The 26292-nt window shown below is 66.6% G+C and carries 23 protein-coding genes and 1 tRNA gene; 7 read left to right on the forward strand and 17 right to left on the reverse strand.

Going from position 1 to position 26292, the window contains the following annotated elements:
* Positions 1–34 precede the first annotated feature (34 nt).
* From pucL to uraD, 3 genes are all read right to left on the reverse strand, one after another.
* Positions 35–919: a factor-independent urate hydroxylase gene (gene pucL, locus ACH82I_RS06895; RefSeq protein ID WP_230747274.1), complete on the reverse strand. Its 885-nt coding sequence runs from the start codon at positions 917–919 to the stop codon at positions 35–37.
* Positions 920–1084: 165 nt separating this feature from the next.
* Positions 1085–1408: a hydroxyisourate hydrolase gene (uraH, locus tag ACH82I_RS06900; protein WP_413336425.1), complete on the reverse strand. Its 324-nt coding sequence runs from the start codon at positions 1406–1408 to the stop codon at positions 1085–1087.
* Positions 1405–1926 carry a 2-oxo-4-hydroxy-4-carboxy-5-ureidoimidazoline decarboxylase gene (gene uraD / locus ACH82I_RS06905; RefSeq protein WP_230747268.1) on the reverse strand — a complete coding sequence of 174 codons (522 nt, stop codon included), beginning with the start codon at positions 1924–1926 and terminating at the stop codon, positions 1405–1407. Before uraD ends, uraH begins: the two co-directional genes overlap by 4 nt.
* A 189-nt stretch (positions 1927–2115) precedes the next feature.
* Here uraD and ACH82I_RS06910 point away from each other — a divergent pair, with 189 nt between their 5' ends.
* Complete coding sequence (locus tag ACH82I_RS06910; RefSeq protein WP_413336428.1) at positions 2116–3336, forward strand: glycerate kinase; 1221 nt, start codon at positions 2116–2118, stop codon at positions 3334–3336.
* A gap of 37 nt (positions 3337–3373) precedes the next feature.
* Positions 3374–3841: a thioredoxin-dependent thiol peroxidase gene (bcp, locus tag ACH82I_RS06915; protein WP_230747253.1), complete on the forward strand. Its 468-nt coding sequence runs from the start codon at positions 3374–3376 to the stop codon at positions 3839–3841.
* Positions 3842–3927: 86 nt separating this feature from the next.
* Here the strand turns inward: bcp and ACH82I_RS06920 are convergent, their stop codons facing one another.
* The 10 genes from ACH82I_RS06920 to ACH82I_RS06965 all read right to left on the reverse strand — a co-directional run bounded on the left by ACH82I_RS06920 (position 3928) and on the right by ACH82I_RS06965 (position 18013).
* Positions 3928–4644, reverse strand: a complete 717-nt coding sequence (locus ACH82I_RS06920) for a DUF559 domain-containing protein (protein WP_230747251.1) — start codon at positions 4642–4644, stop codon at positions 3928–3930.
* Positions 4645–5087: 443 nt separating this feature from the next.
* Complete coding sequence (gene allB / locus ACH82I_RS06925; protein WP_413336430.1) at positions 5088–6443, reverse strand: allantoinase AllB; 1356 nt, start codon at positions 6441–6443, stop codon at positions 5088–5090.
* Between the two features lie 119 nt (positions 6444–6562).
* On the reverse strand, positions 6563–8359 hold the full coding sequence (gene gcl, locus ACH82I_RS06930) for a glyoxylate carboligase (RefSeq protein WP_413336431.1): 1797 nt from the start codon (positions 8357–8359) through the stop codon (positions 6563–6565).
* A 64-nt stretch (positions 8360–8423) separates the two neighbouring features.
* Positions 8424–9305 carry a 2-hydroxy-3-oxopropionate reductase gene (locus ACH82I_RS06935; protein ID WP_413336432.1) on the reverse strand — a complete coding sequence of 294 codons (882 nt, stop codon included), beginning with the start codon at positions 9303–9305 and terminating at the stop codon, positions 8424–8426.
* A 37-nt stretch (positions 9306–9342) separates the two neighbouring features.
* Complete coding sequence (locus ACH82I_RS06940) at positions 9343–10155, reverse strand: hydroxypyruvate isomerase family protein (protein ID WP_413336433.1); 813 nt, start codon at positions 10153–10155, stop codon at positions 9343–9345.
* Positions 10156–10362: 207 nt separating this feature from the next.
* A complete protein-coding gene (gene guaD / locus ACH82I_RS06945; RefSeq protein WP_413336434.1) occupies positions 10363–11646 on the reverse strand; it encodes a guanine deaminase in 1284 nt (427 codons plus the stop codon).
* A gap of 41 nt (positions 11647–11687) precedes the next feature.
* Entirely contained in the window at positions 11688–12473 is a 786-nt protein-coding gene (gene xdhC / locus ACH82I_RS06950) for a xanthine dehydrogenase accessory protein XdhC (protein ID WP_413336435.1), read from the reverse strand.
* Complete coding sequence (gene xdhB, locus ACH82I_RS06955; RefSeq protein WP_413336436.1) at positions 12470–14845, reverse strand: xanthine dehydrogenase molybdopterin binding subunit; 2376 nt, start codon at positions 14843–14845, stop codon at positions 12470–12472. Before xdhB ends, xdhC begins: the two co-directional genes overlap by 4 nt.
* Positions 14842–16326, reverse strand: a complete 1485-nt coding sequence (locus ACH82I_RS06960; RefSeq protein WP_413336437.1) for a xanthine dehydrogenase small subunit — start codon at positions 16324–16326, stop codon at positions 14842–14844. Before ACH82I_RS06960 ends, xdhB begins: the two co-directional genes overlap by 4 nt.
* A 211-nt stretch (positions 16327–16537) precedes the next feature.
* Positions 16538–18013: an NCS2 family permease gene (locus tag ACH82I_RS06965; RefSeq protein ID WP_413336438.1), complete on the reverse strand. Its 1476-nt coding sequence runs from the start codon at positions 18011–18013 to the stop codon at positions 16538–16540.
* A gap of 321 nt (positions 18014–18334) precedes the next feature.
* On the opposite strand from ACH82I_RS06965, the gene ACH82I_RS06970 reads away from it, so the two are divergent.
* From ACH82I_RS06970 to ACH82I_RS06980, 3 genes are all read left to right on the forward strand, one after another.
* The gene (locus ACH82I_RS06970; RefSeq protein ID WP_413336439.1) at positions 18335–20032 is read left to right on the forward strand and encodes a sodium:solute symporter family protein; all 1698 of its coding nucleotides are present in this window, start codon (positions 18335–18337) and stop codon (positions 20030–20032) included.
* A 17-nt stretch (positions 20033–20049) separates the two neighbouring features.
* Positions 20050–20364, forward strand: coding sequence for a hypothetical protein (locus ACH82I_RS06975; protein ID WP_413336440.1), 315 nt, complete (start codon positions 20050–20052; stop codon positions 20362–20364).
* Between the two features lie 435 nt (positions 20365–20799).
* Positions 20800–21966, forward strand: a complete 1167-nt coding sequence (locus ACH82I_RS06980; protein ID WP_413336441.1) for an integrase core domain-containing protein — start codon at positions 20800–20802, stop codon at positions 21964–21966.
* Positions 21967–22102: 136 nt separating this feature from the next.
* Here the strand turns inward: ACH82I_RS06980 and ACH82I_RS06985 are convergent.
* A tRNA-Ser gene (locus ACH82I_RS06985) sits at positions 22103–22193 on the reverse strand.
* A 42-nt stretch (positions 22194–22235) separates the two neighbouring features.
* Positions 22236–23735: a serine hydrolase domain-containing protein gene (locus ACH82I_RS06990; RefSeq protein WP_413336442.1), complete on the reverse strand. Its 1500-nt coding sequence runs from the start codon at positions 23733–23735 to the stop codon at positions 22236–22238.
* On the opposite strand from ACH82I_RS06990, the gene ACH82I_RS06995 reads away from it, so the two are divergent.
* On the forward strand, positions 23729–24358 hold the full coding sequence (locus ACH82I_RS06995; protein ID WP_413336443.1) for a TetR/AcrR family transcriptional regulator: 630 nt from the start codon (positions 23729–23731) through the stop codon (positions 24356–24358). The genes ACH82I_RS06990 and ACH82I_RS06995 overlap by 7 nt on opposite strands.
* Here the strand turns inward: ACH82I_RS06995 and ACH82I_RS07000 are convergent.
* Together ACH82I_RS07000 and ACH82I_RS07005 are read right to left on the reverse strand one after the other, a co-directional pair.
* Positions 24355–24789 carry a nucleoside deaminase gene (locus ACH82I_RS07000; RefSeq protein WP_413336444.1) on the reverse strand — a complete coding sequence of 145 codons (435 nt, stop codon included), beginning with the start codon at positions 24787–24789 and terminating at the stop codon, positions 24355–24357. The genes ACH82I_RS06995 and ACH82I_RS07000 overlap by 4 nt on opposite strands.
* Positions 24790–24803: 14 nt before the next feature.
* On the reverse strand, positions 24804–25358 hold the full coding sequence (locus ACH82I_RS07005) for a tRNA adenosine deaminase-associated protein (protein WP_413336445.1): 555 nt from the start codon (positions 25356–25358) through the stop codon (positions 24804–24806).
* Positions 25359–25438: 80 nt separating this feature from the next.
* On the opposite strand from ACH82I_RS07005, the gene upp reads away from it, so the two are divergent.
* Positions 25439–26077 (forward strand): uracil phosphoribosyltransferase, encoded by a 639-nt coding sequence (upp, locus tag ACH82I_RS07010; protein WP_413336446.1) that lies wholly within the window; start codon positions 25439–25441, stop codon positions 26075–26077.
* Positions 26078–26292: the final 215 nt, after the last annotated feature.

Consider the following 26292-nt stretch of genomic DNA (forward strand, 5'->3'; position numbering starts at 1 on the left):
GTGCCCCGAGAGCCCGGAGATGGAACTTCTCTGATCAGCAGAAGCCGGCGATCTGCGCCCAGGCCTCCTTGTTCTCCTCCACGCCGTCGCGGGTGAATGTGGCTTCGATCAGCCCGTAGGGCCGATCAGCGACGATGAACACTTCGTTCGGGTTCTCCAGCCCGAAGCGTTCGATGTCGTAGAGGAAGTGGTGTTTGTTCGGGCAGGAGAAGCGTATCTCGTCGATCTCCGGAACAGCCTCGATGACCTTCTCACCCATCTGGTAGAGGGTGTGCTGGAGGGCATGCGAGTAGTGATCGGTGAACGAGTCGAGGATGATTTCCTTGACACGCGTGTAGACGGCCTCGAAGTCGAGGTCCGTGGTGTTGTAGATCCAGCGGGTGGCGATGTCGGTGGCGAGGATCCGGTCGTCGGTCTCCGGCAGGGTGGTGTACTTGTCCTTCGGGTAGCCGACGAAGCCCGATTCGGTGGTCTTGAGCACCGTGAGTCCGTAGAAGCCGGAGATCAGCGTGTTCGTCTCACCGTCGCGGGTGAGCACCGCGGTGCGGGTCTCCGGGGCGGCCTTGTAGAAGGAGTGGTTGTGATCGTTGATCCGGTCCCAGCCGTATTCTTCGGCCGCCCAGCGTCCGCCGGTGACCCAGTCGAAGCTCGAGGTGAAGTGCTCGGCCAGGCCGAGGAGGAACTGCTCGGGTGAGCTCACTCCGAGTTCCTTGGCCTTGGCGAAGACCGTGTTCTTCTGGGTGTCGGTGGCCACGACGTGTTCGTTGTCGCCCTTGGTGTGGGCGGTCTCGAAGTCGCCCCACAGCTGGGAGGTGACGTTGAGATCGCGGATCTCGTGGCGTTCGGAGTCCCGGTAGACCCGCATCAGCCGGTTCTCGGCCTTGCCGTACTGGTTCGTCGTCAGTTTCACTGTGCTCATGTTCGTGCTCCTATAGCTCTGTCGGCGCTCGCATCTGCTCGTCTCCGAGGGCGCGCGCCGTGACCAATCAATCTGCGAGGCCCCTGCTGGGCTTCGGCGGTTTGTTGAGGATCCAGATCCTGCAGGGGGCCTGCTTCCCCTGGTGTCTATAGGTGGTGCGGTTCTTCAGCTGCCGCGGTAGGTGCTGTAGGCGAATGGACTGAGCAGCAGCGGAATGTGGTAGTGCGCTTCACCGGCTTTGACCGTGAAGTCGATCGTGACCGCGGGATGGAAGTGATCCTGCCCCTGGGCCGCGAAGTAGTCGCCGGTAGAGAATACGATCCGATAGTCTCCGGCCTCGAGGTGCTCCGGTCCGAATTCCGAGACACGACCGTTGTCGTCAGTGCGCGCCGAGGCGATGATCTCGCCTCCGTCGAAGAGGCTGACCTCGAGGTCCCGGGCGGGCGTGCCGAGGGTCGAATCGAGTGCGTGGGCGGAGATGAAGCTCATGTGAGTGCTCCTTCGAGTCTCAGGGCGGCGATCTGGATGAGCTGCTCGCCGACCTCGGCGAGCTCGGCGTCGTCGGTGTTGTCCATGCGGCGTTCGAGTTCGGCCAGGATCTCCTCGGGGTCGCGCCCGGCGGCGCGGATGAGGAAGACCCGGTCGAAGCGCTCTTCGTAGGCGGCGTTGCCGGCGGCCAGACGGGACTGCACGTCGGTGCCGAGCTGCCCCAGACCCGCCTGTTCACGGCTCGAATGGGCCGCCTCGGCGGAATCGCCTGCGGCCTTCTCCCCGATCCGCGGGTGATGGGCCAGCGCGGCATCGATCTCCTCCGGCGTCAGCGGGTTCGCGGCGCTGCGGGCGGCGGCGAGCGCGGAGTCGACGTCCGGATACGGACGGGCGGCGCTCACCTCGGCGATCCACCGATCGACGTCGAGGCAGGGGCGCAGTGCTGCGCGGGCCTCGTCCTCGGGCAATCGGTTGAACTCGTCCAGGTCCACGGTGACCTCCTCGATGGGCTTTCGCATTTCGGAATACCATTTCCGTTCGATTGATCCGAGTCTGCTGTCCGGCCGCGCGGATGTCAAGTTGCAGGGGTCGCCAATTGGAAACATTCTTCCGCATCATGGATACTGATGGGGGGCGGAGCCGCCGGCGGCCGTCCGCCCCGTGGGCACCCGGCCACCGCGATCACGACAATGAGGTTGAATGAGGCCATGAGCATCGACGCTTCGACACAGACCCCGACCATCGTCTGCGCGCCCGATTCCTTCAAGGGCTCGGCCTCCGCACCTGCGGCCGCCGCGGCTCTGGCCCGCGGTGCCCGCCAGGTCTTCCCGGCCGCGACAGTCACCGAACTGCCCTTCGCCGACGGCGGGGAGGGCACCCTCGACGCCCTGCTCGCCGTGTGGGCAACGCCGCCGCGCACCGTCGAGGTCGTCGACGCCCTGGGCAGAACCGCCTCGGCGAGCTTCGGGGTCTCCGCCGACGGGCGGACCGCGGTCATCGAGGCCGCCCAGGCCAACGGGCTGCCACAGGTCTCCGATGTCGCCCTTGAGCCCCTGCGCGCCGACACCTACGGGGTCGGACTCATCGCCCGCGCCGTCCTCGACCTCGGCGTCGAGGAGATCCTCCTGTGCATCGGCGGCTCGGCGAGCACCGACGGCGGAACCGGCATCGTCTCGGCCCTCGGCGCGCGCTTCACCGACGCGAACGGCGAACCCATCGCGCCCGGCGGCGGCGGGCTGGCGGCACTGGCCGCGGTCGATGACTCCGGTCTCGATCCGCGCGCCCGGCAGGTCCGGTGGCGCATCGCCGTCGACGTCGACAATCCGCTCACCGGCCCGCGCGGTGCCGCCGCGGTCTTCGGCCCGCAGAAGGGGGCCGACCCCGCCGATGTGGAGACCCTCGACACCGGGTTGGGCCACCTCGCCGAGGTGCTCGCGGACTCCCGGGAGCTGGCGGAATCGCTGGCAGCGACCCCCGGATTCGGGGCGGCGGGAGGCATCCCCCTGGCCCTGACGACGCTGCTCGGCGCCGAGGTGGTGCCCGGATCGACGATGGTCGCCGAGGCGGTCGGCCTGTCCGAGGCCCTCGAATCGGCCGACATCGTGCTCACTGGGGAGGGGTCCTTCGACTCGCAGTCCCTGGGCGGGAAGGTCGTCGCTGCCGTGCGGGACCATGCTCCCGCCCGGGCCTCGATCATCGTCATCGCCGGACGCGTGGGGCTGGGTCCCGCCGAATGCCGGGCCGCCGGGATCACCGCGGCCCTGTCCATCGCCGACGGGCCGGCCGAGCTGAGCGAGCTCTCCGAGCGAGCCGGCGAGCTCATCGAATCCACGGCCGCCCAGGCCTGCGCGCTCCTCGCGGCGGGCACGGGCGTGGGCGCAGGCACGGGCGTGGGCGCAGGCACGGGCGTGGGCGCGAGCCGCAACTGACCACCAATAGGAACGAACACCGACGGAAGGAAACAGCATGACGACACAGCTGAGCGCAGGAGATCAGGCACCGGACTTCTCCCTCGCCGATGCGAACGGCACGACCTATTCGAAGGCGGACTTCGCCGGGCAGAAGGTGATCCTCTACTTCTACCCGAAGGCGGCCACACCCGGATGCACGACCGAAGCGTGCGACTTCCGGGACAATCTGTCCTCGCTGGCCGCGGCCGGGTTCCAGGTCCTCGGGGTCTCCCCCGATGACGCCGAGGCGCTCAAGGCCTTCGCGGCCGACGAGTCGCTGACCTTCCCTCTGCTCTCGGATCCCGGCGCAGAACTCGCGAAGGCCTACGGCAGCTTCGGCGAGAAGACCATCGGCGACCGGACCTTCGAGGGCACTCTGCGTTCGACCTTCGTCATCGACGAGGAGGGAGTGCTCACTTCCGCCGAATACAACGTCGACGCCGAAGGCCACGTCGCCCGCCTGCGCAAGAGCCTCGGCGCCTGACCCCACCCACCCCACTGCTACCTGACGGCGGCCCAGCAACGTGGCGCCACGTTGCTGGGCCGCCGTCAGGTAGCAGTGGGGAGGTCTCAGCGCTGTCGGAGCCGGGCCGCGACCGTGTTGAGGATATGGTCGAATGGCGCGGACTGGAACAATTGGCCGAATGTCAGCCGGATGACTCGGTATCCCCGTGACTCCAGAGCCGACTCCCGAGCCTTCTCCTTCGCAAGCTTCCCACGGGCGTCATCGTCCATGAAGTACTTTTCGATCCCATCCACCTCGACGATCACCTTGGCATCGACATTGCAGAAGTCCACGCGTGCGAAGATCCGACCGCTCTCATCGAAGAACTCCACCTGAGGCTCGAATCCCTCGATTCCATGTTCGAAGAAGCGAACCGCTGCGATCGACTCGGGGGCCGACTCCCGCCGACCGTCGGACAAGGCGAGCGCTTGACGTACCGCACCGTCGCCGCGTACCGCCGGATAGCGATCAAGTTGATCGGCAATATGACTTCTCGATGTGAGTCCGTCCCGGATCGCCTGATCGATGAGTGCCACGGAGAGGGCCAACTCGTAGTCTCTGGCCACGTCGACCAGCGTCCTCTCGAGAGTGGTCGCAGAATACATGCCGATCACGGTGGTCTGGTCTCTGGGAAGCTCTCTGTTGCGAACGTGGAGATACCTGTACTTCCGACTGACGTTCGGTCGCAGCGCCTCGACGCGTGCGGTGGCGGAATACGCCGGATCCAGCCCGTGGATCAGCGCTGCCGAGATGTGCGAGAACACCTCTCTGCCCTTTGTCACGCGGTTCCGCCTCGATGCGGCATTCACCTTCTCCGCCCGCGCCCGGATCAGCAATCTCAGCCGGTCCATCTCGTCGCGCATGTTTCCTCGCGATGCCAGGGCCTCGAATTCTTCTTCTGACAGCGCGCTCCAGATCGCCCGATGACGCGGATCATCGCAGACGGAGGTGGCCACATAACGCCCACGGGCGATGCGCGAGAGACAGCACCGCTGAGCTCGCCGGATTTCATCTTTGGTGAAACCCAGCCGGTGAAGTTTGCCGGTCGACAGAAACAGATGCATAGACACTAAATTGCATCATCTGGCAACAAATCGCAATATACTACATGAGACTGTGGATAACCCTGAGCACAAACTCCCCCACTGCTACCTGACGGCGGCCCAGCAACGTGGCGCCACGTTGCTGGGCCGCCGTCAGGTAGCAGTGAGAGGACTTTTAAGGGTCAGCGGGCAGTCAGGAGGCGGCCCCGCGGCTGGTCGAAGTCGACGGGGGCGCCGCGCAGCAGGGTCGACGTCACTCGTCCGCGCACGGTCCGGGTGTCGTAAGCGCTGATCTGGTTGCGGTGGTAGAGCTCGGTGGCCGCGACCGTCCACTCCTCGTCCGGGGAGAACACGGCGAAATCGGCGTCGTTGCCCACGGCAATCGCGCCTTTGCCCTCCACTCGGGCCACGGCGGCCGGCGCCGCAGACATCCAGCGGACCACCTCGGCGAGGTCGACCCCGCGCTTCGCGGCCTCGGTCCACACGAGCGAGAGCCCCAGCTGCAGGGACGAGATCCCGCCCCACGCAGCCCCGAAGTCACCGGTGTCGAGCAGTTTGAGTTCGGCGGTCGAGGGCGAATGGTCGGAGACGATGCAGTCGATCGTGCCGTCCATGAGCCCCTGCCACAGCGCCTCCCGGTTCGACTCCTCGCGGATCGGCGGGCAGCACTTGTGCGTCGTCGCCCCGTCGGGGATCTCCTCGGCGGTGAAGACGAGGTAGTGCGGGCAGGTCTCCACGGTGAGCCTGACGCCTTCGGCCTTGGCCGCGGCGATCTGCGGCAGCGCATCGGCCGAGGAGAGGTGGAGGATGTGCGCCCTGGCTCCGGTCTCCCGGGCGGCGTCGATGACGCGGGCGATCGCCACGTTCTCGGCCTCGCGGGGCCGTGAGGCAAGGAAGTCGCTGAATTTGGGGCCCGAGAACGACGGCGCCTCGGCCATCACCTCGTGGTCTTCGGCGTGGACGATGAGCATCCCGTCGAAGGAGGCGATCTCGGCCATGTCGGCCTTCATCTCGGCGGGCTCGAGCGGTGGGAACTCCTCGACGCCCGAGTCCTCGAGGAAGCATTTGAAGCCGTAGACTCCGGCGTCGAAGAGCGGGCGCAGGTCGGCGGTGTTGCCCGGGATCGCCCCACCCCAGAAGCCGACGTCGACGAAGGCCTTGGGACCGGCGACCTCGCGCTTGATCTGCAGCGAATCGACGTTGACGGTCGGCGGCAGGGAGTTCAGGGGCATGTCGACGATCGTCGTCACTCCGCCGGCGGCTGCGGCGCGGGTGGCGCTGGCGAAGCCCTCCCATTCGCTGCGGCCGGGATCGTTGACGTGGACATGGGAATCGACGAGTCCGGGCAGCAGTACCTGCGACTCGTCGATCTCGATGACCTCGGCACTCGCCGAGGCGGTCCCGCTCAGTCGGTCTTCACCGGTGGCGATCTGGGCGATCGCGCCGTCGCGGACGCCGATTTCGGCCGCGCTCACGCCTGCGGGCAGGGCGGCCCGCCGGGCGCGGATGATCAGGTCGAAGCTGTCGTCATTGCTCATGCATCCTCCTCGTTGATCCGACCGCCGTGGTCGGATGGAACGGCCCCGAGGGAGCCTGTGCGACTCCCCCGGGGCCATGGTATACCAATATGTGCGCCGTGTGTCGGCCGACGCGGTCTCTACTTCGCGGCGACGAGTTCGCTCATCGGCGTCAGCGCCGTGGGCGCATCGGCCGGGGTCTGGGCGAGCACGTCGAACTCGTTGATCTTATCGAGCGAGGCACCCATCGAGATGTTCGTGACCCGTTCGAGGATGACCTCGACGACGACGGGGACCTGGTGTTCGTCCATGAGCTCCTTGGCCACCCGCAGCCCTTCGCCGATGAGTTCGGGGTCCTCGACCCGCAGCGCCTTGCAGCCGAGTCCCTGCGCCACGGCGACGTGGTCGACTCCGTAGCCGGCAGCGCTGCCGGTGGAGTTGATGTTCTCGAACGCCAGGGACACCTGATAGTCCATGTCGAAGCCGCGCTGCGACTGCCTGATCAGGCCGAGGTAGGAGTTGTTGACGACCACATGGACGTACGGGATCCTGTGCTGGGCACCGACGGCGAGCTCTTCAATCATGAACTGGAAGTCGTAGTCTCCGGACAGGGCCACGACGGTTTCGTTCGGCTTCGCCTTCGCCACGCCCAGCGCGGCCGGTCCCGTCCACCCCAGAGGCCCGGCCTGACCGGCGTTGATCCAGTGGCGGGGCTTGTAGACGTGGAGCATCTGGGCTCCGGCGATCTGGCTCAGCCCGATCGTCGATACATAGGTCACGTCCTCGTCGAAGGCGGCGTTCATCTCCTGATAGACACGCTGCGGCTTGATCGGCATCTCCGTGTAGTTCGTCTTCCGATGCTCGGTCGACTTGCGCGCCGTGCACTTCCCTGCCCACTCGGAGAAGTCCGGCAGGCTCGCGCCGCCGCTGCGAGAACGCGCCGCGGCGAGCAGGGCGTCGAGGGCGGCTCCGGCATCGGAGACGACGCCGTAGTCCGGGGAGAAGACGCGTCCGATCTGGGTGGGTTCGATGTCGATGTGGACGAACTTCCGTCCCGCCCGATACACCGAGAGGTCGCCGGTGTGGCGATTGGCCCAGCGATTGCCGATGCCGATGACCAGGTCGGATTCGAGGAAGGAGGCGTTGCCGTAGCGCACGTGGGTCTGGATTCCGACCATGCCCGCCTGCAGGGGGTGGTTGTCCGGGATCGTCCCCCACCCCATGAGCGTCGGCGAGACCGGGATGGAGGTCGCCTCGGCGAACTCGACGAGCCGCTCGGCGGCATCGGCGTTGAGGATGCCGCCACCGGCGATGATGAGCGGATGCTTCGCCTCGGCGATGAGGTCGAGGATCTTCTCCGCCTGCGCCGAGGTGGCCGCCGGCTTCGACGGCAGCAGCGGTTCGTAGGTGGCGATGTCGAAGTCGATCTCCGTCTGCTGGACGTCGATCGGCAGGTCGATGAGCACCGGACCGGGGCGGGCCGAGCGCATGAGCTGGAAGGCGGACTGGAAGACCCCGGGCACCTGTCCGGCCTCGAGGACTGTCTTGGCCATCTTCGTCACCGGAGCGGCGATCGAGGCGATGTCCACGGCCTGGAAGTCCTCTTTGTCCAGGACCGCAACGGGCGCCTGGCCGGTGATGCAGAGGATTGGCTGGGAGTCCGCGGCCGCGGCGTAGAGGCCGGTGATCATGTCGGTGCCGGCCGGCCCCGAGGTGCCGAGGCACACGCCGATGTTCCCGGCGGCCGCCCGGGTGAAGCCGTCGGCCATGTGGGAGGCGCCCTCGACGTGCCGGGCCAGGGTGTGGCGGATGCCGCCGTGGGCCTTCATCGCCGAGTACAGCGGGTTGATGGCCGCGCCCGGCAGGCCGAACGTCTCGGTGGCACCTTCCTTCTCGAGGATGAGCACCACCGCGTCAACTGCTCGCATTCGTGTCATTGTTCTGTCCTTTGCGTTGGTGAGCCGGCGACGACGTTGTCGCCGACTCGGTTCGTGGTGGGGCCTACTTCTTGCCGGAGAGCTGCTCGACGACGGTGAAGAGACCCGAATGGTCGAGGCCCCCGTTGCCCTGCTGGACGGTCGCGGCGACGAGTTGGGCCACCGATGAGCCGAGCGGGATCGCGACGCCGGCCTCGCGGGCGGCGGCGGTGACGATGCCCATGTCCTTGTGGTGCAGGGCCAGTCGGAAGCCGGGCTCGAAGGACCGGTCGAGCATCTTCTGCCCCTTCTGCTCGAGGACCTTCGATCCGGCCAGTCCTCCGCCGAGGACCTGCAGTGCCGAGGTGGTCTCGACCCCGTAGGCCTCGAGGAAGACGACGGCTTCGGCCAGCAGGCCGATGTTGCCGGCGACGATGAGCTGGTTCGCGGCTTTGACGGTCTGGCCGGAGCCCGAGGGACCGACGAGGACGATGGTCTTGCCGACAGCGGCGAAGACCTCGGCAGCGGCGTCGAAGTCGGCCTGGTCTCCGCCGACCATGATCGAGAGCACTCCGTCGACGGCTCCGGGTTCGCCCCCGGAGACCGGGGCATCGAGTGCCTTGAGCCCCTTGGCCTTGGCCTGCTCGGCGAGGCCTTTGGCCACATCGGGGCGGATCGTCGAGAAGTCGATCCAGGTGGCTCCCGCCGCAGCGTGGGCGAGGATGCCGTCCTCACGGGTGAGCACGTCTTCGACGTCGGGCGAATCGGGGACCATGGTGATGATGACCTCGGCACCGTCGACCGCCTCGGCGATGGTTCCGGCGGCCTGGCCGCCCGCCTCGGCGAGGGCCTGGGCCTTCTCCGGGCTGCGGTTGAAGCCGCGGACGTCGAAGCCGGCGCTCACGAGGTTCTTGGCCATCGGCAGGCCCATGATTCCGAGTCCGATGAATGCGATTGTCTTGCTCATGTTCGTGTCCTCACTGCTGTGTCTGGAAAGAGGGGTCTCAGTTCGCGAGCCACTCGAAGGCGGTCTCGCGGTCCTGCTTGTATTCGAGGGCGATGGCCCCGGTGTAGCCGAGCTCGTAGGAGCGGTTGATCCAATCCTGCAGGGGCAGCTCGCCCGTGCCCGGCGCACCGCGGCCGGCGGCGTCAGCGATCTGGATGTGGCCGAACTTCGCCGCATCGGCTTCGATGACCGCAGCGACGTCGTCGCCGTTGATCGACATATGGAAGAAGTCGGCGAGCATGGCGATGTTGTCGACCCCGCGGGCCCGCACCCGGTCGACCACCTCGGCGGCGTCGGCGGCCCGCTTGAGCGGGTAGGCCTCGGCCCCGGAGACGGGTTCGACGAGGACGGTGCCGCCGATTGCGGCAACCGCGTTCGCGGCGAGCTCGAGGTTGGCCGCAGCGATCCGGTCCTGCTCCTCGGGATCTGCGCCGTCGACCCGCAGGCCGTAGAGGGCGTTGAAGGCGCGGCAGCCGGTGCGGCGCCCGATCTCGACGACGATCTCGACGTTCGCGGCGAAGTCGGCCTCGGCACCGGGGATCGAGACCATGCCGCGATCGCCGCCGGCCATGTTCCCGGCCCAGAAGTTCAGGCCCTTGAGTTCGACTCCGGCGGACTCGAGGGAGGCGATGAACCCATCGACCTCCGCCGAGGTGGGGCGCGGGTTGCCGTCGAAGGGCCACCAGAACTCGACCTGGCCGAACCCGGCGTCCTTGGCCGCCTGGGCACGCTCCATGACGGGCAGTTCGGTGAGCAGGGTTGAGCAGTTGAGGACGTAGCTGTCGGCATCGGTGAAAGCGAATGTCGCCATGGTGTTCTCCTTCGCGTCTCTGCGAGTACGGACTTCCACTGTTTTCGTATCGTGGAAGTTCATTTCCGTTTGATGAAATCAAGCATAGGCAGGGTCGCGGCCGGGAGTCAACCTGCTCAGAAGAATTTCCCCACTGCTACCTGACGGCGGCCCAGCACCCTCGCGCGAGGGTGCTGGGCCGCCGTCAGGTAGCAGTGGGGTGGGCGGTCAGGCCTTGACGAGGGCTCCGTCGATCCAGACCTGGGTGATGTCGGCCGGGGTGCCGAGGGCGAAGATCTTCGCCAGCGCATCCTCGTCGGAGGCCGCATGGGTCAGGCCCACGTCGAGCGGCTGACCTTCGGTCGGACGCAGATAGGCGGCGTCGAAGCGCTTGCCGACCGACAGATCGCCGACCTCGTCGAGTTCGAGCGCCTCGGCGCCGGCGGCGGTGGCCAGGTGCAGCAGGTGGGCCCCGGAGAGCGGGACTCCCCCGGCGGGATCGAGCTGCTGCATGAAGTAGGCCTGCGCCCCCTCCTTGAGCAGGGAGAATCCGGTTCCCGCACCGACGTCGGAGCCCAACGCCACGCGCACGCCCGCCTCGATGTGCCGGCGCAGCGGGAAGAATCCGCTGGCCAGGGCCGAGTTCGAGGTCGGGCAGTGCGCCGCGGCGGCTCCCGCTTCGGCCATCCGCGCGAGCTCTCGGCCCCCGGGGTGGACATTGTGGGCGAGGATCGTGCGCCGGCCCAGCAGCCCGGCCCGGTCGTAGGTGTCGAGGTAGTCCCGGGACTCGGGGTGGAGCTCGGCGACGCCGGCGATCTCGTCGCGGTTCTCGTTCAGGTGCGAGGTGACCCAGATGCCCGGGTTCTCGGCCACGAGCCGCCCGCCCGCGGCGAGCAGCTCAGGTCCCGCGGAGAAGGAGAAGCGCGGGGTCACGGCATAGCGCAGCCGCCCCACGCCGTGCCAGCGGTCGATGAGCGCCTGGCCTTCGGCGTGCGAGCGCTCCACGTTCGTCAGCAGCACCTCCGGGAGGTTGACGTCGCTGGTGACAAGGCCGGAGGTCATCCGCAGTCCCACCTCGGCGGCGCGGGAGAAGAGGACGTCCATGGCGGTCGCGAAGTGGGAGCCGAAGACCATCGCCGAGGTGGTCCCCGCCGAGGTCAGTCCGGTGAGGAATTCGCCGGCCACGGCCCGGGCGTAGGTCTCCTCGGCCAGCTTCGCCTCCTCGGGCAGGGCGCTGTGGTCGAGCCATTCGAGCAGGGGTTTGCCGAGATGCCCGATCGCCCTGACCTGCGGGTAGTGGACGTGGGTGTCGACGAGGCCGGGAATGAGGACTCCGGCGCGCAGGTCGACGACCTCGGCCTCGGGATGGGCCGCCGTCGCGGAGGCGAAGTCGGTGCGGTCGGTGATGAGACCGTCGTCGACGACGAGGGCGACATCTGACTCCGCGCGCAGCTCACCGCCGGTGAAGGGACTCTCGGGGGTGTCGAACACGCGGGCGCGGTAGATGATCATGGTGATGCTCCTGTTTGCAGTGAAGTTCGTGGCTGGGCTGCTCAGCCCATGGTGGAGATGAGTTTGGCGGCGACGCTGAGTGCGATCGTGGCCGGGCTCTTGCCCGTGATTTCGGGCAGGCCGATGGGGCAGTCGATGGTGTCGACGAGGGCGGGTTCGTGGCCGTCGGCGATGAGGTTCTTCCGGAAGCGCTGCCATTTGGCGCTCGAGCCGATGAGTCCGATCGAGCCGAGGTCTCCCCGCCGCAGGGCCGCATCGCACAGATGCAGGTCCTCGGCATGGTCGTGGGTCATGATGAGCACGTGGGTGCCGGCCGGCAGTCCCACGAGCACCTCTTCGCCGACCATGGAGAAGGACCTCTCGATGTTCGCCACGCCGGCCTCGAGGCGGTCGAGTTCGGCGAGGAGCTCGGGCCGGGAATCGGACAGGTGGAGGTCGATGTCGTGGCGGCTGAGTATCCGCGCGAGTTCGAGCCCGATATTGCCGACGCCGAAGATCGCCACCGCTGCGGGCACCGGCAGGGGTTCGAGCAGCAGGTTGACCTCTCCCCCGCAGCATTGGCGGCCGTACTTCGCCGGAGCCTTGTCGTTGAGTCGCAGGGTCAGCATCTCCGGGGCCCGAGCCTCGGCATCGAGTAATTCGCGGGCGCGGGTGAGGGCCGTCATCTCGAGATTGCCTCCGCCGATGGTTCCATGCAGCCCATCGGCGGTAACGATCATCTTCGCTCCGGCCTCACGCGGGGCGTGCCCGCGCACGGAGGCAAGAGTGACGAGGACGGCCGGCACCCGAGCCCCGCGGAGCTCGGCTGCGGTGTCCATCCAGGTCATGACGGTACTCGTTCGCCTTCCCGGTGGTCGGCTGTCTCGGGCGAGGCGGCACGCACAGACTCGATCGCCCAGAACACCTGCTCCGGGGTCGCAGGTGAGGCCAGCTCCACGCCGGCTCCGCCCGGCCCGAAGGCGGCGACGGCCTCCCGCAGGGCCTCGCGCACGGAGAAGGCGAGCATCAGCGGGGGCTCACCGACGGCCTTGGACCCGTAGACGGCTCCCTCTTCGTGGGCTTTGTCCAGCAGCGAGACGTTGAAGACCTCCGGTGCTTCGGAGAAGCTCGGGATCTTATACGTGCTCGCCGCCTGGGTGGCCAGGCGTCCGCGACTGGGCCGGTCGGAATCGTCCCAGCGCAGATCCTCCAGGGTCAGCCAGCCGGCACCCTGGACGAACCCGCCCTCGATCTGGCCGAGGTCGATGAGCGGGGACAGCGAGTCCCCGACGTCGTGGACGATGTCGACCCGGCGCAGCGAGTAGGAGCCGTCGAAGCGGCTGACCTCGACCTCGGAGGCCGCCACCCCGTAGGCGAAGTACTTGAAGGGCTCCCCGGTCATCGTCGACAGGTCCCAGTGCAGTCCCTCGGTCCGATAGAACCCGGAGGCCGAGAGCTGGATCCGCTGGAAGTACGCGGTGTTGATCAGCTCTTCCCAGGTCACGGTCTTCTTCGACGACAGCGCGGAGACGATCCCGCGGTTGACGCTGACCTCGTGTGCCGGGGCCCCGAGCAGACCGGCCGCGACCTGGCGCAGGCGGCCGAGGATCTGCTCGCAGGCGTCCTTGACGGCACCGCCGTTGAGGTCGGAGCCGGAGCTCGCCGCCGTCGCCGAGGTGTTGGGGACCTTGTCCGTGCGGGTGGGCGCGAGCCGCACCGTCGACAGGGGCACCCCGAGGGTGGTGGCCGCGACCTGCAGCATCTTCATGTGCAGGCCCTGGCCCATCTCGGTGCCGCCGTGGGTGATGAGGACGGATCCGTCCTTGTACACGAGCACGAGCGCCCCGCCCTGGTTGAAGGCGGTGAGGTTGAAGGAGATCCCGAACTTCACCGGGGTCAGCGCCAGGGCGCGTTTGACGTCGGGACTGCCGGCGTTGAACTCGGCGATCTCGGCTTCCCTGGCAGCCATCTCGGCGTCGGTGAGGACCTGGTCCCAGGCCGCACCCATCCGCTCGGGATGGCGCACCGGCTGGTAGTAGGGCGTGTCCTGGCCCGCGGAGTAGAAGTTGCGGCGGCGCAGCTCGCGGGCGCTGAGCCCCAGCTTCGGAGCGACCCGACCGAGGATGTCCTCCATGACGAGCATGCCCTGCGGTCCGCCGAATCCGCGGAAGGCCGTCTGCGAGGTCTTGTTGCACTTGGCGATGCGGCCGTGGACGCGGATGTTGGGCACCCAGTAGGCGTTGTCGATGTGACACATCGCGCGGGTGAGCACGGGCTCGGACAGGTCGAGGCTCCAGCCGCCGTCGGCGGTCAGGGTCGCATCGAGGGCGAGGATCTTCCCCTCCTCGGTGAACCCGATCTTCCAGGTCGAATGGAAGCCGTGGCGTTTGCCGGTCATCGTGATATCACAGGTCCGGTTGAGCCGCAGCCGCACCGGTCGGCCGGTCAGCTTCGCGCCGAGGGCGGCGAGTGCGGCATAGCCGTGGGGCTGCATCTCCTTGCCGCCGAATCCGCCGCCCATCCGCAGGCACTGCACGGTCACCTCGTGGGCAGGGACCCCGAGGACGTGGGAGACGATGTCCTGGGTCTCGGTCGGATGCTGGGTCGAGCATTGGATGAAGATCTGGTCGTTCTCGTCGACGTGGGCCAGGGAGGCCTGCGTCTCGAGGTAGAAGTGCTCCTGCCCGGCGAACTCGAATTCGCCTTCGAAGACGTGAGCGGCATCGGCGAAGGCATCATCGACCTGCCCCTTGTCGATGACCGGCTGGACGCCGTGGAAGCTGTTCGCTGCGATCGCCTCGGGCACGGTGACCAGGGAGGGCAGCTCTTCGGTTGCGACGACGACGGCGGCGGCTCCGGCCTTCGCGGCTTCGAGGTCCTCACCGAGCACCCAGGCGATGGGCTGGCCGAAGAACATGATCTCGTCGACGGGCAGCATCGGCTCATCGTGTTTGACGCCCTGGTCGTTGACGCCGGGGATGTCCGCGGCGGTGATCACCCGGACGACGCCGGGCACCGCATAGGCGGGGTCGACGTCGATCGCACCCAGCTTCGCATGCGCCTGGGTCGACTGCACGGGGAAGGCATGGAGGACGCCGGTGAGACGACCGACGAGGTCATCGGTGTAGAGGGCCTTGCCGGTGACGTGGCCGAAGGCGCTTTCGTGGTGGTGGCTCTCGCCGACGATCGGGTCGACGGGGCGTTGGGAGAGCTGGCTCATCGCGTGGCCTCCTGGTTCATCGCGCCGAGCTGCTCGGCGAAGAAGCGTTCGAGGGAGGACCGCAGCATCGCGGTCCGATACTTGGCACTGGCCCGGTGGTCGTCCATCGGGGTGCCTTCGGCGGCGAGGGTCTCGGCCGCGGCGTGCACGGTCTCCAGCGTCCACGGCCGCCCCTCGAGCATCGCCTCGGTGGCGCGTGCCCGCAGCGGGGTGGCCGCGACCCCTCCGAGTCCGATCCGCGCCTTGGCCACGGTTCCGTCCACGACGTCCACGGCGTAGCCGATGGCGACCGAGGAGATGTCGTCGAAGCGGCGTTTGGCGATCTTCTGGAAGGAGGTCAGGGGTGCCAGGGGCAGCGGGATGCGGATCGCTGAGATGATCTCACCCGCTTCGCGCACCGTCTGCCGGTAGCCGGTGAAGTAGTCGGCCAGTTCGACCGTGCGACTCCCCCGCGCCGAGGTGAGCACGAGCTCGGCCTCGAGCGCGAGCAGGGCCGGCGGGGTGTCCCCGATCGGTGAGCCCGTGCCGAGGTTGCCGCCGATGGTCGCGGCGTTGCGGATGAGGCGGGAGGCGAACTGCGGGAACAGCTTGCCCAGCAGCGGGATCGACCCGCCGAGTTCGCGTTCGAGTTCGCTCAGGGTGCTCGCGGCGCCGAGTTCGATGTGCTCGTCGGTGCGGGTGATGCCGCGCAGTTCGGGCAGCCGGTCGAGCGCGAGCAGGGATTTGGCGCGGGCGCCCTTGATGTTGACCTCGACGCCCCAGTCGGTGGTCCCGGCCACGGGGATGACCTCGGGCTCGGCGGCGAGGATCTCGACCGCCTCGGCGAGGGTGGCGGGACGACGGTACCGTCCCACTTGACCGGTCGCGGTGTCGGCGCAGTGGATGTCCGTGGTCGCCGAGGCGGGGGCGGGTCGGTCTCGACGCTGGGCGAGCACGTCGCCGGGTTCGGGCTGGCCGAGGGCGTAGGCGGCATCGCGGATCGGGCGGTAGCCGGTGCAGCGGCAGAGATTGCCGGACAGGGAGTGGATGTCGAAGCCGTTGGGACCGCAGTGCTCGCCCGGGTCGACGGCGTCGCCAGCGCGTTCGGGGCGGTAGTATTCGGCGGCCATGGAGGAGATGAATCCGGGGGTGCAGTATCCGCATTGGGAGCCGCCGCGCACTGCCATCTCCTCTTGGACGGGATGGATGTGTTCGTCGGCGGCGAGGCCTTCGGCGGTGACGACCTCCTGACCGTCGAGTGCGGCGGCCGGCAGCAGGCACGAGTTGACCGAGATCCAGCGTGTGGAATCCTCGGTGTCGGGGCGGGCGACGAGAATCGCGCAGGCCCCGCATTCGCCTTCGGCACAGCCTTCCTTGGAGCCGGTCAGGCCCTGCCCGCGGAGAAAGTCAAGGGCGTTGGTGTGAGGCGGGCCGTGGAACTCATGGGCCCGTCCGTTCACAGAGATCTCGGCGGTGGCCCGTTGTGTTGTCGGTGCGGACATTGCACTTACCTCCTGCGCCTCGTCGATGTGGCGCACAGTGCATGGTTGGAGCAGTTGCTTCGTTCTTCGTACTTCTGGTTATCCATGCGAACAGCAGCGAAGAACGCGGTGTCGGCTCGGGATCGGTTCGGATCCGGCATCGACTGTGCAGCTGCTCAGTCGCCGTGGGCGATCCGACCCTTTCCCCAGGCTGTGATCTCAGACATATTCGTCATGCTCCCAAGATAGCCGAAATCGGTCCGCGAACGAAGTAGAGGATGAATCCGGCCGAGACGACCCACAGCAGCCAGTGGACGTCCTTGCCTCGGCGGCTCATCGAGTGGATGAGCGTCCAGGTGATGAATCCGACGCCGATGCCGTTGGCGATCGAGTAGGTCAGCGGCATCGTCACCATCGTCAGGAACACCGGCAGGGAGGTGCGGAAGTCGCTGAGATCGATCTCGCGGATCTCGGCGACCATCATCGCGCCGACGACCACGAGGGCGGCGGCACCGGCCTCCATCGGAATGACGGCGATGAGCGGGGCGAAGAACATCGAGAGCAGGAACAGGATGCCGGTGACGATGGCCGCCAGCCCCGTTCTCGCACCCTCCGCGATGCCCGCTGCGGAGTCGACGAAGACCGTGTTCGACGACGCCGAGGCGCCACCGCCGGCCACGGCCCCCAGGCCTTCGACGATGAAGGCGCCGCGGATGCGGGGGAACATTCCGTCGGAGGTCTGCAGACCCGCGTTGCGGGCCAGGCCGGTCATCGCACCCATCGCGTCGAAGAAGTTCGTGAACACGAGGGTGAACACGAGCATCGTCGCGGCCAGGACGCCGATGCGCTCGAAGGAGCCGACGAGGTCGAAGGCGCCGATGAGCGAGAAGTCGGGCACGGCCACGAGCTGGCTGGGGATCTCGGGAGCCGAGAGGTTCCAGCCCTTCGGATCCGGGCTGACCGGGTCGCCGACCGTGCCGAGCTTCGTGATGGCCTGCACGATGATCGCGGCGATCGTAGCCACGATGATGCCGATGAGGATGGCGCCGGGGACCTTCCGGGACACGAGCACACCGATGAGGATGAGCGCGAAGAGGAAGATCACCGTCGGCAGGGAGGCGATCGAGCCGTCCTGGCCCAGCTGGACGGGCGGGCCGGACGGGGTGCGGGTGACGAATCCGGAGTTGACGAATCCGATGAATGCGATGAACAGGCCGATGCCGACCGTGATCGCGATCTTCAGCGCGTGCGGAACCGCGTGGAAGATAGCCGTGCGGATGCCGGTGGCGCCGAGCACGACGATGATGATGCCGTTGATCACCACGAGGCCCATCGCCTCGGCCCAGGTGACTTCCTGGACGACGGCGACGGCGAGGAAGCTGTTCATGCCGAGTCCGGCGGCGAGGCCGAAGGGCAGTCGGGCGACGACGCCGAAGAGGATCGTGATGGTACCGGCGACGAGGCCGGTGACCGCCGTCAGCTGGGCGAAGTCGAGGGCGCCGCCGACGACGTCCTGCGAGCCTCCGAGGATGAGCGGATTGAGCACGACGATGTAGGCCATCGCCACGAAGGCCACGAGGCCGCCGCGGATCTCCTGTTTGATCGTCGAGCCGCGACGAGTGATCTCGAAGAACCGGTCGAACACGCCGTGGCCGCCCGTCTCCTCCGAGGCGGGACTCTTCTCCCGCTGTTGATTGTTGTCAGCCATTTTCATGGACCACCTCAGGTTGTTCGATTTGATCGGTCGGGAACATCGTCGTTCCGACCCCGCGCCTTGAACCTGCGCAATGAAATTCGACCGATCTCCGCAGCGCAATCCTCCCACACGGGGATGATTTCGCTATACGGAAAAAGGTTTCTGATTTCATCAGCACAGTTTCGCCGCTCCTTGCGAACGTGTCAAACATCACAATCGATCAAAACTTTTCATGTTCGTTCACTAGCTATCATTCACACAGTCATCTAGAGTGTCCGACTGTGGTGCACGACACCACCGAAGGACCATTCACCGAAGAAGTTGGAGTTACCCGTGGAAGACATCCGCCTGGACGCCCAGTGGGTCGATTATCTGCTGATCGCGATCTACTTCGCCTTCGTCCTCGGCATCGGCTGGTTCGCCAAACGCGGGATCTCGTCGAGCATCGAATTCCTGCTGTCCGGACGGAGCCTTCCCGCCTGGGTCACCGGTCTCGCCTTCGTCTCGGCCAACCTCGGCGCCGTCGAGATCATGGGCATGTCGGCCACTGGCGCCCAGTACGGCATGCCGACGATGCACTACTTCTGGATCGGTGCGATCCCGGCGATGCTCTTCCTCGGCGTGGTGATGATGCCCTTCTACTACGGGTCGAAGGTCAGATCCGTCCCGGAATTCATGCGCAAGCGCTTCGGCACAGGGGCCCACCTGGTCAACGCCCTGTCCTTCGCCATCGCGCAGATCCTCATCGCCGGCGTCAACCTGTTCCTGCTCGGCACGATCGTCAACCGGCTGCTCGGCTGGCCACTGTGGGTGGCACTCATCGTGGCCGCGGCGATCGTCCTGTCCTACATCACCCTCGGCGGTCTGAGCGCCGCGATCTACAACGAGGTCCTCCAGTTCTTCGTCATCGTCGCCGCACTGCTGCCACTGACGCTCATCGGCCTCCACCGCGTGGGCGGCTGGGACGGACTCGTCGAGCGGGTCAGCGGGGACGGGATGCTCGGTGCAGAGCAGCTCAACAGCTGGCCCGGTCAGCAGCTCTCCGGATTCGACAACCCCGTGCTCTCCGTCGTCGGCATCGTCTTCGGCCTCGGCTTCGTGCTCTCCTTTGGCTACTGGACGACGAACTTCGTCGAGGTGCAGCGAGCGATGGCCTCGAAGAGCATCAACGCCGCCCGCCTGACCCCGATCATCGGCGCCTTCCCGAAGATGTTCATCCCCTTCATCGTCGTCATTCCCGGCATGATCGCCGCCGTGCTGGTCACCCAGCTCTCCGAGTTCAAGCAGATCTCGAGCACCGCCGGCGAGGCGGCCGCGCAGGCTCAGACGGGCGTGAACTACAACGACGCCCTCCTTCTGCTCATGCGCGAAGTCCTGCCCAACGGTCTCCTCGGCATCGCGATCGCCGGTCTGCTCGCGGCCTTCATGGCGGGCATGGCCGCCAACATCTCCGCGTTCAACACCGTCTTCAGCTACGACCTGTGGCAGCAGTACGTGGTCAAGGACCGCCCGGACGACTACTACCTCAAGGTCGGCCGCTTCGCCACGGTCGGCGCCTGCATCGTCGCAATCTTCACCGCGCTCATCGCCGGGAACTTCTCCAACCTCATGGACTACCTGCAGACGCTGTTCGGTTTCTTCAACGCGCCGCTGTTCGCGACCTTCATCCTCGGCATGTTCTGGAAGCGGATGTCCGCGACCGCCGGTTGGGTCGGCCTCGTCGGCGGAACCCTGTCCGCGGTCATCGTCTTCATCCTCGCCGAGACCGGAGTCCTCGACCTGCCGGGCCAGGGCGCGGCGTTCCTCGCCGCCAGCACCGCCTTCGTCGTCGACATCGTGCTCTCGGTCATCGTCACCTTCATGACCACGCCGAAGCCGGCCGCCGAGCTGCGCGGCCTCGTGTACTCGGAGACGCCGAAAACCGACTTCGATGATCCAAACGAACCGAAGCCCCCGATCTGGAAGCGCCCGGCCCCGGTGGCCGGCGTGGCGCTGATCATGGTCATCATCCTCAACGTGGTCTTCAGCTGAAGGAGCAACCGAGAACAATGAGCAGAAGCAACGAACTCACCAAGACCGCCGGCGCCTTCGACATCCGCAATGTCATCGGGGTGCTGCTGGGCATCTTCGGCATCATCCTGACCATCGCCGGCATCATCGGCCTGTCCCCCGACGAGGCGGAGCGGACCGGAGGCATCGATGCGAACCTGTGGACGGGGATCGGCTTGGTCGTCGCGGCGCTCGTCTTCCTCGTGTGGGCCCGCCTGCGCCCGATCCGCATCGTCGATGACGCCGCGGCCTCAGGCTCCGTCGGCAGCAGCGGAAGCGGAAGCGGAAGCGGCAGCGGCGCTGAGGCGGACTGACCGCCGCTGCTGACGTCCGGCGGCTGGGCTCATTGTCCCTCGGTCGCTCTTTCGCCTCCCGCGGAACTCCAGTAGAAGCCGTCCGGCGTCAGTCCACGCGAAGCTCGAAAACATCGTCTCGTGCGACGTTGTTTTCGAGCTAAGTGTTGATCGACAGTACTGAGCACCGAGCAAAGGCGACATTTTCGCGATTCGCGTTGATCGAGCGCTTCCCTGACCGGAACGATGTCGTGAGCATCCGGACGATGGAGAATGCCCCGGAACCCTTGATTCATCAAGGATTCCGGGGCTTTTTCGCTGGCGGTGGCGGTGGTGTCTGGTTTCAGGACATCGTTCACCCCTGTCTCACGACATCGATCACTCGATGTGTCACGACATCATGCACAACCTGTGTCGCGACATCCTTCACCACATGTCTCACGACATCGTTCACTCATGAAGGACACAAACAGAAACCGAGTCATCATCCTCTCCATCACCGAAGGCACACTCACAGCCCCCGAAGCAGCCGAACGCTTCGGCATCTCGAAACGATGGGTCTACACCCTCCTCGCCCGCTACCGCACCGGAGGCATCAACGCCGTCGACCCGCAAACACGCCGCCCCCACACCAACCCCAACTCCACCGACGACGACACGATTACCAGAATCCTGAAACTCCGCGACACACTCACCACCCAGGGACTCGACGCCGGCCCCGAATCGATCTGGGACCGCCTCCCCGAACCCCGTCCCAGCACCTCAACGATCTGGAGAATCCTCCGCCGCCACAACACCATCGTCGATCAACCCCAGAAACGCCCCCGCACCTCCTGGCACCGCTTCGAAGCAGCCGCCCCCAACGAATGCTGGCAATCCGACTTCACCCACTGGCCCCTGACCGATGGCACCGACACCCAGATCCTCTCCTGGCTCGATGACCACTCCCGCGCACTCCTCCACGCGACCACACATACCCCCGTCACCGGACAGACAGTCATCGACACATTCATCCACACGATGGACATCTACAGGCCACCAGCATCAACGCTGACCGATAACGGCATGGTCTACACCACGCGCTTCGCCCGCGGCCACGACGGAACCCCGAAACAACCCAACGGGTTCGAACAGCTCCTCGCCGATCTGGGGATCGTGCAGAAGAACGGGGCCGCGAACCACCCCACGACCCAGGGCAAGATCGAGCACTACCACCAGACACTCAAGCGATGGCTCAGCGCCGACGGCTTCGTGCCGACCATCGCCGAGCTCAACGCCCAGCTGGCGAGGTTCGCAGTCATCTACAACACTCAACGACCCCACCGAGCCATCGGACGCCGCACCCCACACGAGGTGTACATGGCCACGGACAAAGCCTTCCCCGTCCTCGAGGCCACCGGCCACATCTGGCGAGTCAGATACGACCAGGTCGATGCCACCGGCACGATCAGCATCCGCTACGCGGGCCGATTGCGCCACCTAGGGATCGGCCGGGCATGGTCGAGGAAGCGAGTGCTTCTGCTCGTGCACGGGTCCGAGACGATGGTCATCAATCGAGACGACGGAGAAATCATCGCTGAACACACACTCGACGCGAGCAAGGACTACCAGAGGAAGAAGTGAACGATGACGCGAGACATGGTGTGAACGATGACGTGAGACATGACCCCGAAAATGTGCACGATGTCGTGAGACATGACCGGGTCAGAAATAAGAAATGTCCCACGCCATCGAGTGAACGATGACGTGAGACATCACATGGCGGTGGCGGTGGGATTTGAACCCACGGTACGGGGTTACCGTACACAACATTTCGAGTGTTGCACCTTCGGCCGCTCGGACACGCCACCGCCGACAACTGTACAGTCTGGCGCACTCGGCGGCCAAATCGCTCAGGGGTGAGCTGAGCCACTCCCGACCGCTCCCCTCCGCTGCTGCCCACGCCCGGTTCGAGCCCGTGGCCGACCCCTTTCTCTGGACCGAAATGCCGACCAGACGCCGACGCCGAACAAGGCGATCGGAATGAGAGTGAAAGCGATCGCCACCTCCGGGACCCACAGCCAGAGGTAGCGGGCGGGAACCTCGAGCAGGGCCGGGAGCAGCCACCACCCACAGAGCCCGACGACGAGCGACCCCGCCAGCCAGAATGCTGCACGGACTCGACCTCCTCGTAGCCGAATGCCGAGCCCGACCACCACGAGCACGACCGCCGCGACACCGAGGAGGATCAGCAGCCCCACCGGCGAGCCCCCGAAGCCCCCGCCGTCGCCCTCGTTCCCTCGGACCTCCTCGAACAGGTCCTCGGTTATGCCGAGAAGCTGTTCCTCAGGCAGAAGTCCCGAGGCATTCATCGTCACCACCACTGCGACCTGCCGCTCACGATCGATATGGACGGCGCTGAAATAGCCGGGAACCGTGCCGGTGTGCCAGACGACTCCGTCAGCTCGCACCCGCCACCCGAGTCCCATCGATCCTCCCCCGCTGGAATCGACGGGCTCTTCGATCATCTCGTCGATCTCGCCGGCGCCCCGCTCCCCGAAGGAGTCCTGGACGAAGCCGGCCAAAGCCCCGACCGACCCGCCCTGATAGCCGTAGCCCAGACCGGCGCCATCGCGCGGAGTCCGCCACGACAGCGCTCGGTTCCCCACGAACCGCGCCCCCGGACTCACGTCGTCGAGTTCTCCCACACCGGGGAAGAGCCTCGACTCCACTTCGGCCAGACCTTCGCCTTCCACCTCCTCGATGACGGCTTGGACGAAGACGAACCCCACACTGCTGTACGAATACGCACCGCCCGGATCACCGACGAGCTCAAGATCCTCCATCGCCGCGATGACGTCACTCGCACGTCTTCCGGGAGCGTCGACGTCGAGGAATTCGGCGCCGAAGGGCAATCCGCTCGTGTGATTGAGAAGCTGCCGAATGGTGATCGACCGGAATCTGGGGTCCGTCGTCGGCATCTCCTGCAGATACTCCGACACCGGATCATCGAGTGCGAGGCGGCCCTCCTCGACCAGCCTCATCACCACCGTCGCGGCTATCGGCTTCGACACGGACCCCCAGAGCATCGCGGCATCGGGCTCGAGTGCCTCTCCCGCGGCATCCTCACCGACCGCGCGCACATCCACAGACTCGGGCGTCACCACGGCGACGGTCGCCCCCGGCACCCCCGCCTCATCTATCGCCTCCGCCAGATCCCCTTCGATCCGGTCACAGGCTGCCTGAGCCCCGGGTTCGCCGTTGCGCAGCTCGGCAACCGCCGGCGCCGCCCACAGCTGGCCGGCAGCTACGACCGCCAGGACCGCAGTGAGGATTCGACGGAGCGCGCTCGAAGATTCCCGTATATCCATACGGTTATTAAACCATATGCTGATACGGTAATGCCGTGCCACGAACCTCAGACCACGCCCAGCGACGCGAGCAGATCGTCGACGCCGTCCTGCGCACCGCCACGGAGTCCGGACTCGGTGCCGTCACGATCGCCCGCGTGGCCTCCACCGCGCAGGTCTCGGTCGGACTCGTCCAGCACTACTTCGACTCCAAGGACGCACTTCTGCGATCCTCCTACGAGGCCTGCCTCGACCGAATCGGCGCACGAGTCGAAGCCCTGGTCGAGCAGAGGGAACATGCGAGACTGCCGATCCGTAACATGATCGCCGCAGGCCTCGCCCAGCTCCTCCCCCTCGACGCGGAACGAGAGGCCGAGTGCCGCCTCCGTCAGGAGTTCCTCGGCATGGCGGCGCGAAACCCGCAGCTCACTACGACAGCGCGAGACCGCGAAGCCGAACTCGTCCACCAGGTGGAGACCGCAGTCACCAACGGAAAGGAATGCGGGGAGGTCGCGCCCGATCGCGATGCCGCCGCCTCCGCACGAGCGATTCTCGCTCTCTGCCACGGGATCATGGTCCGCTCCGCTCTCGGGATGACACCGGACCCGGCCCCGCTCGAGGCCGCGATCGACTCGGTCTTCGACGGGGACTGCTCGAGGAGCGTCTCCTCCGAGCGATCCGGCTAGCCGCGCTTGGCCGCGAAGAACTCGCCCAGCAGCGCACGGCAGTCATCCGCGCGCACCCCGGAGACGACCTCCGGGTGGTGGAGGGCCGCGCGGTCGCGCAGCAGATCCCAGACCGAACCGGCCGCCCCGGCCTTCTCATCGAAGGCCCCATAGACGACCCGGGCGACCCGGGCTCCGACGATGGCCCCGGCGCACATCGCACAGGGCTCAAGGGTGACCACGAGGGTCGCGTCCTCGAGCCGCCAACGGCCGAGCGCCTCGGCGGCGGACCGCAGCGCGATGAGCTCGGCATGGCCGACGGGATCCCGATCGACCTCACGGCGATTGTGACCGCGCCCGATCACCCGCCCCGCGGCATCGAGGACCACGGCTCCGACGGGAACGTCGTCATGCGCGGGGGCCAGGACCGCCTCGGCGAGGGCGAGGTCCATCCAGGTCTGCTCGTTCAGCGGGCCGCCTCGAGCTGATCGGCGAAGCCGACGGCTTCACCGACATGGGCGACGACGCGCGCCGGGTCGGAGCGGTAGGACTCGACCTGGTCGATGAGGGTTGCGGCAGTGACCCCGCGGTCGGCGTAGATATCGGCATCACCGCCCCATTCGGCGTCGGGATCGAATTCGAGCATCTCGACCTCGTCGTCATCCTCCTCGTCATCGTCCTGGCCGTCCTCGTCCTCGTCGATCCCGAATTCCTCCTCGGGTTCGGACTCGTAGGCATCGGGCTGGGAGTCGAGGAAGTCGGAGAAGATATCGGCGAAGGGACTGAGCTCGACCGCCCTGAGGTCGGAAAGGAAGACCTTGACCTCATTGTCGGCGCACAGTCGGACGAGGCCGAACCACTCGTCCTCGTGTTCGATCACGGCCACGGCCTCCCCGTCCTCGGAGCCAGACGAGCGCATCATGTCGACGAGGCTGTCGAGGCCGGAGGCGTCCCGGACGTCGACATCGAGGGCACGGAAGCCGTCGGCGGATTCGGCAAGGATCTCAGTGAAGTACGACATGCCTCCATTGTGAACTCTCCCCCGGTCGTTGACCACAGTTGGACACGCGAAGTCGGAAACTTCTCCCGTACCATTTGGGTATGCGACTTCACGTAGCCGATCACCCGCTCATCGCCCACAAACTCAGCGTCCTGCGCGATCGCGACACCGACTCCGCCCGCTTCCGCCAGCTCACCGAAGAGCTCGTGATGCTCTTGGCCTATGAGGCCACACGCTCGGTCGCCGTCGAGGACAAGGAGGTCACGACCCCGGTCTCGACGTTCACCGGCACCACGCTGGCCGAACCCCGCCCGATCGTCGTCCCGATCCTGCGCGCCGGCCTGGGCATGCTCGACGGGATGCTGCGCATCCTCCCCACCGCCGAGGTGGGCTTCCTCGGCATGGTCCGCGATGAGGAGACGTTCGAGCCCAGCGCCTATGCCGATCGCCTGCCCGATGATCTGCGCGGTCGTCAGATCTTCGTCGTCGATCCGATGCTGGCCACGGGCGGCACCCTGGCTATGGCCATCGACTTCCTGCTCGCGCGCGGTGCCCGCGACGTCACCGCCGTCTGCCTCGTCTCCGCCCCCGAGGGCGTCCAGCGCATCGAGGCCGACTACGGAGACTCGGCCGACGTCGAGATCTACACCGCCGCCCTCGATGAGAAGCTCAATGAGAAGGGCTACATCGTTCCGGGCCTCGGCGATGCCGGGGACCGCATGTACGGGATCGTGGACTAGAGGCTCACCGACCAGAGCCTCACCAGGGACGCGGCACCTCGGCGTGTGACGTCATATTTCGTCACAGTCGTCTCATTTTCGCGTCCATCATTGCAGTTCGACTTTTGTGTGACGAATAATGAAGCCATGACTTCTTCGACTCACTCGCTGCGAATGCGCATGGCACAGATGTGTATGCCCTGCGTTCGTGGCCGGTGATCGCCCTCCCGCTGTTC

Source organism: Brevibacterium sp. GP-SGM9, assembly GCF_047300845.1.
Lineage (GTDB): Bacteria > Actinomycetota > Actinomycetes > Actinomycetales > Brevibacteriaceae > Brevibacterium.

What these genes read in the sequence shown, in the direction of transcription:
- pucL (WP_230747274.1), bottom strand. Translation starts at nt 919, where the DNA reads ATGAGCACAGTGAAACTGACGACGAACCAGTACGGCAAGGCCGAGAAC.
- uraH (WP_413336425.1), bottom strand. Translation starts at nt 1,408, where the DNA reads ATGAGCTTCATCTCCGCCCACGCACTCGATTCGACCCTCGGCACGCCC.
- uraD (WP_230747268.1), bottom strand. Translation starts at nt 1,926, where the DNA reads ATGCGAAAGCCCATCGAGGAGGTCACCGTGGACCTGGACGAGTTCAAC.
- ACH82I_RS06910 (WP_413336428.1), top strand. Translation starts at nt 2,116, where the DNA reads ATGAGCATCGACGCTTCGACACAGACCCCGACCATCGTCTGCGCGCCC.
- bcp (WP_230747253.1), top strand. Translation starts at nt 3,374, where the DNA reads ATGACGACACAGCTGAGCGCAGGAGATCAGGCACCGGACTTCTCCCTC.
- allB (WP_413336430.1), bottom strand. Translation starts at nt 6,443, where the DNA reads ATGAGCAATGACGACAGCTTCGACCTGATCATCCGCGCCCGGCGGGCC.
- gcl (WP_413336431.1), bottom strand. Translation starts at nt 8,359, where the DNA reads ATGACACGAATGCGAGCAGTTGACGCGGTGGTGCTCATCCTCGAGAAG.
- ACH82I_RS06935 (WP_413336432.1), bottom strand. Translation starts at nt 9,305, where the DNA reads ATGAGCAAGACAATCGCATTCATCGGACTCGGAATCATGGGCCTGCCG.
- ACH82I_RS06940 (WP_413336433.1), bottom strand. Translation starts at nt 10,155, where the DNA reads ATGGCGACATTCGCTTTCACCGATGCCGACAGCTACGTCCTCAACTGC.
- guaD (WP_413336434.1), bottom strand. Translation starts at nt 11,646, where the DNA reads ATGATCATCTACCGCGCCCGCGTGTTCGACACCCCCGAGAGTCCCTTC.
- xdhC (WP_413336435.1), bottom strand. Translation starts at nt 12,473, where the DNA reads ATGACCTGGATGGACACCGCAGCCGAGCTCCGCGGGGCTCGGGTGCCG.
- xdhB (WP_413336436.1), bottom strand. Translation starts at nt 14,845, where the DNA reads ATGAGCCAGCTCTCCCAACGCCCCGTCGACCCGATCGTCGGCGAGAGC.
- ACH82I_RS06960 (WP_413336437.1), bottom strand. Translation starts at nt 16,326, where the DNA reads ATGTCCGCACCGACAACACAACGGGCCACCGCCGAGATCTCTGTGAAC.
- ACH82I_RS06965 (WP_413336438.1), bottom strand. Translation starts at nt 18,013, where the DNA reads ATGGCTGACAACAATCAACAGCGGGAGAAGAGTCCCGCCTCGGAGGAG.
- ACH82I_RS06975 (WP_413336440.1), top strand. Translation starts at nt 20,050, where the DNA reads ATGAGCAGAAGCAACGAACTCACCAAGACCGCCGGCGCCTTCGACATC.
- ACH82I_RS06980 (WP_413336441.1), top strand. Translation starts at nt 20,800, where the DNA reads ATGAAGGACACAAACAGAAACCGAGTCATCATCCTCTCCATCACCGAA.
- ACH82I_RS07000 (WP_413336444.1), bottom strand. Translation starts at nt 24,789, where the DNA reads ATGGACCTCGCCCTCGCCGAGGCGGTCCTGGCCCCCGCGCATGACGAC.
- ACH82I_RS07005 (WP_413336445.1), bottom strand. Translation starts at nt 25,358, where the DNA reads ATGTCGTACTTCACTGAGATCCTTGCCGAATCCGCCGACGGCTTCCGT.
- upp (WP_413336446.1), top strand. Translation starts at nt 25,439, where the DNA reads ATGCGACTTCACGTAGCCGATCACCCGCTCATCGCCCACAAACTCAGC.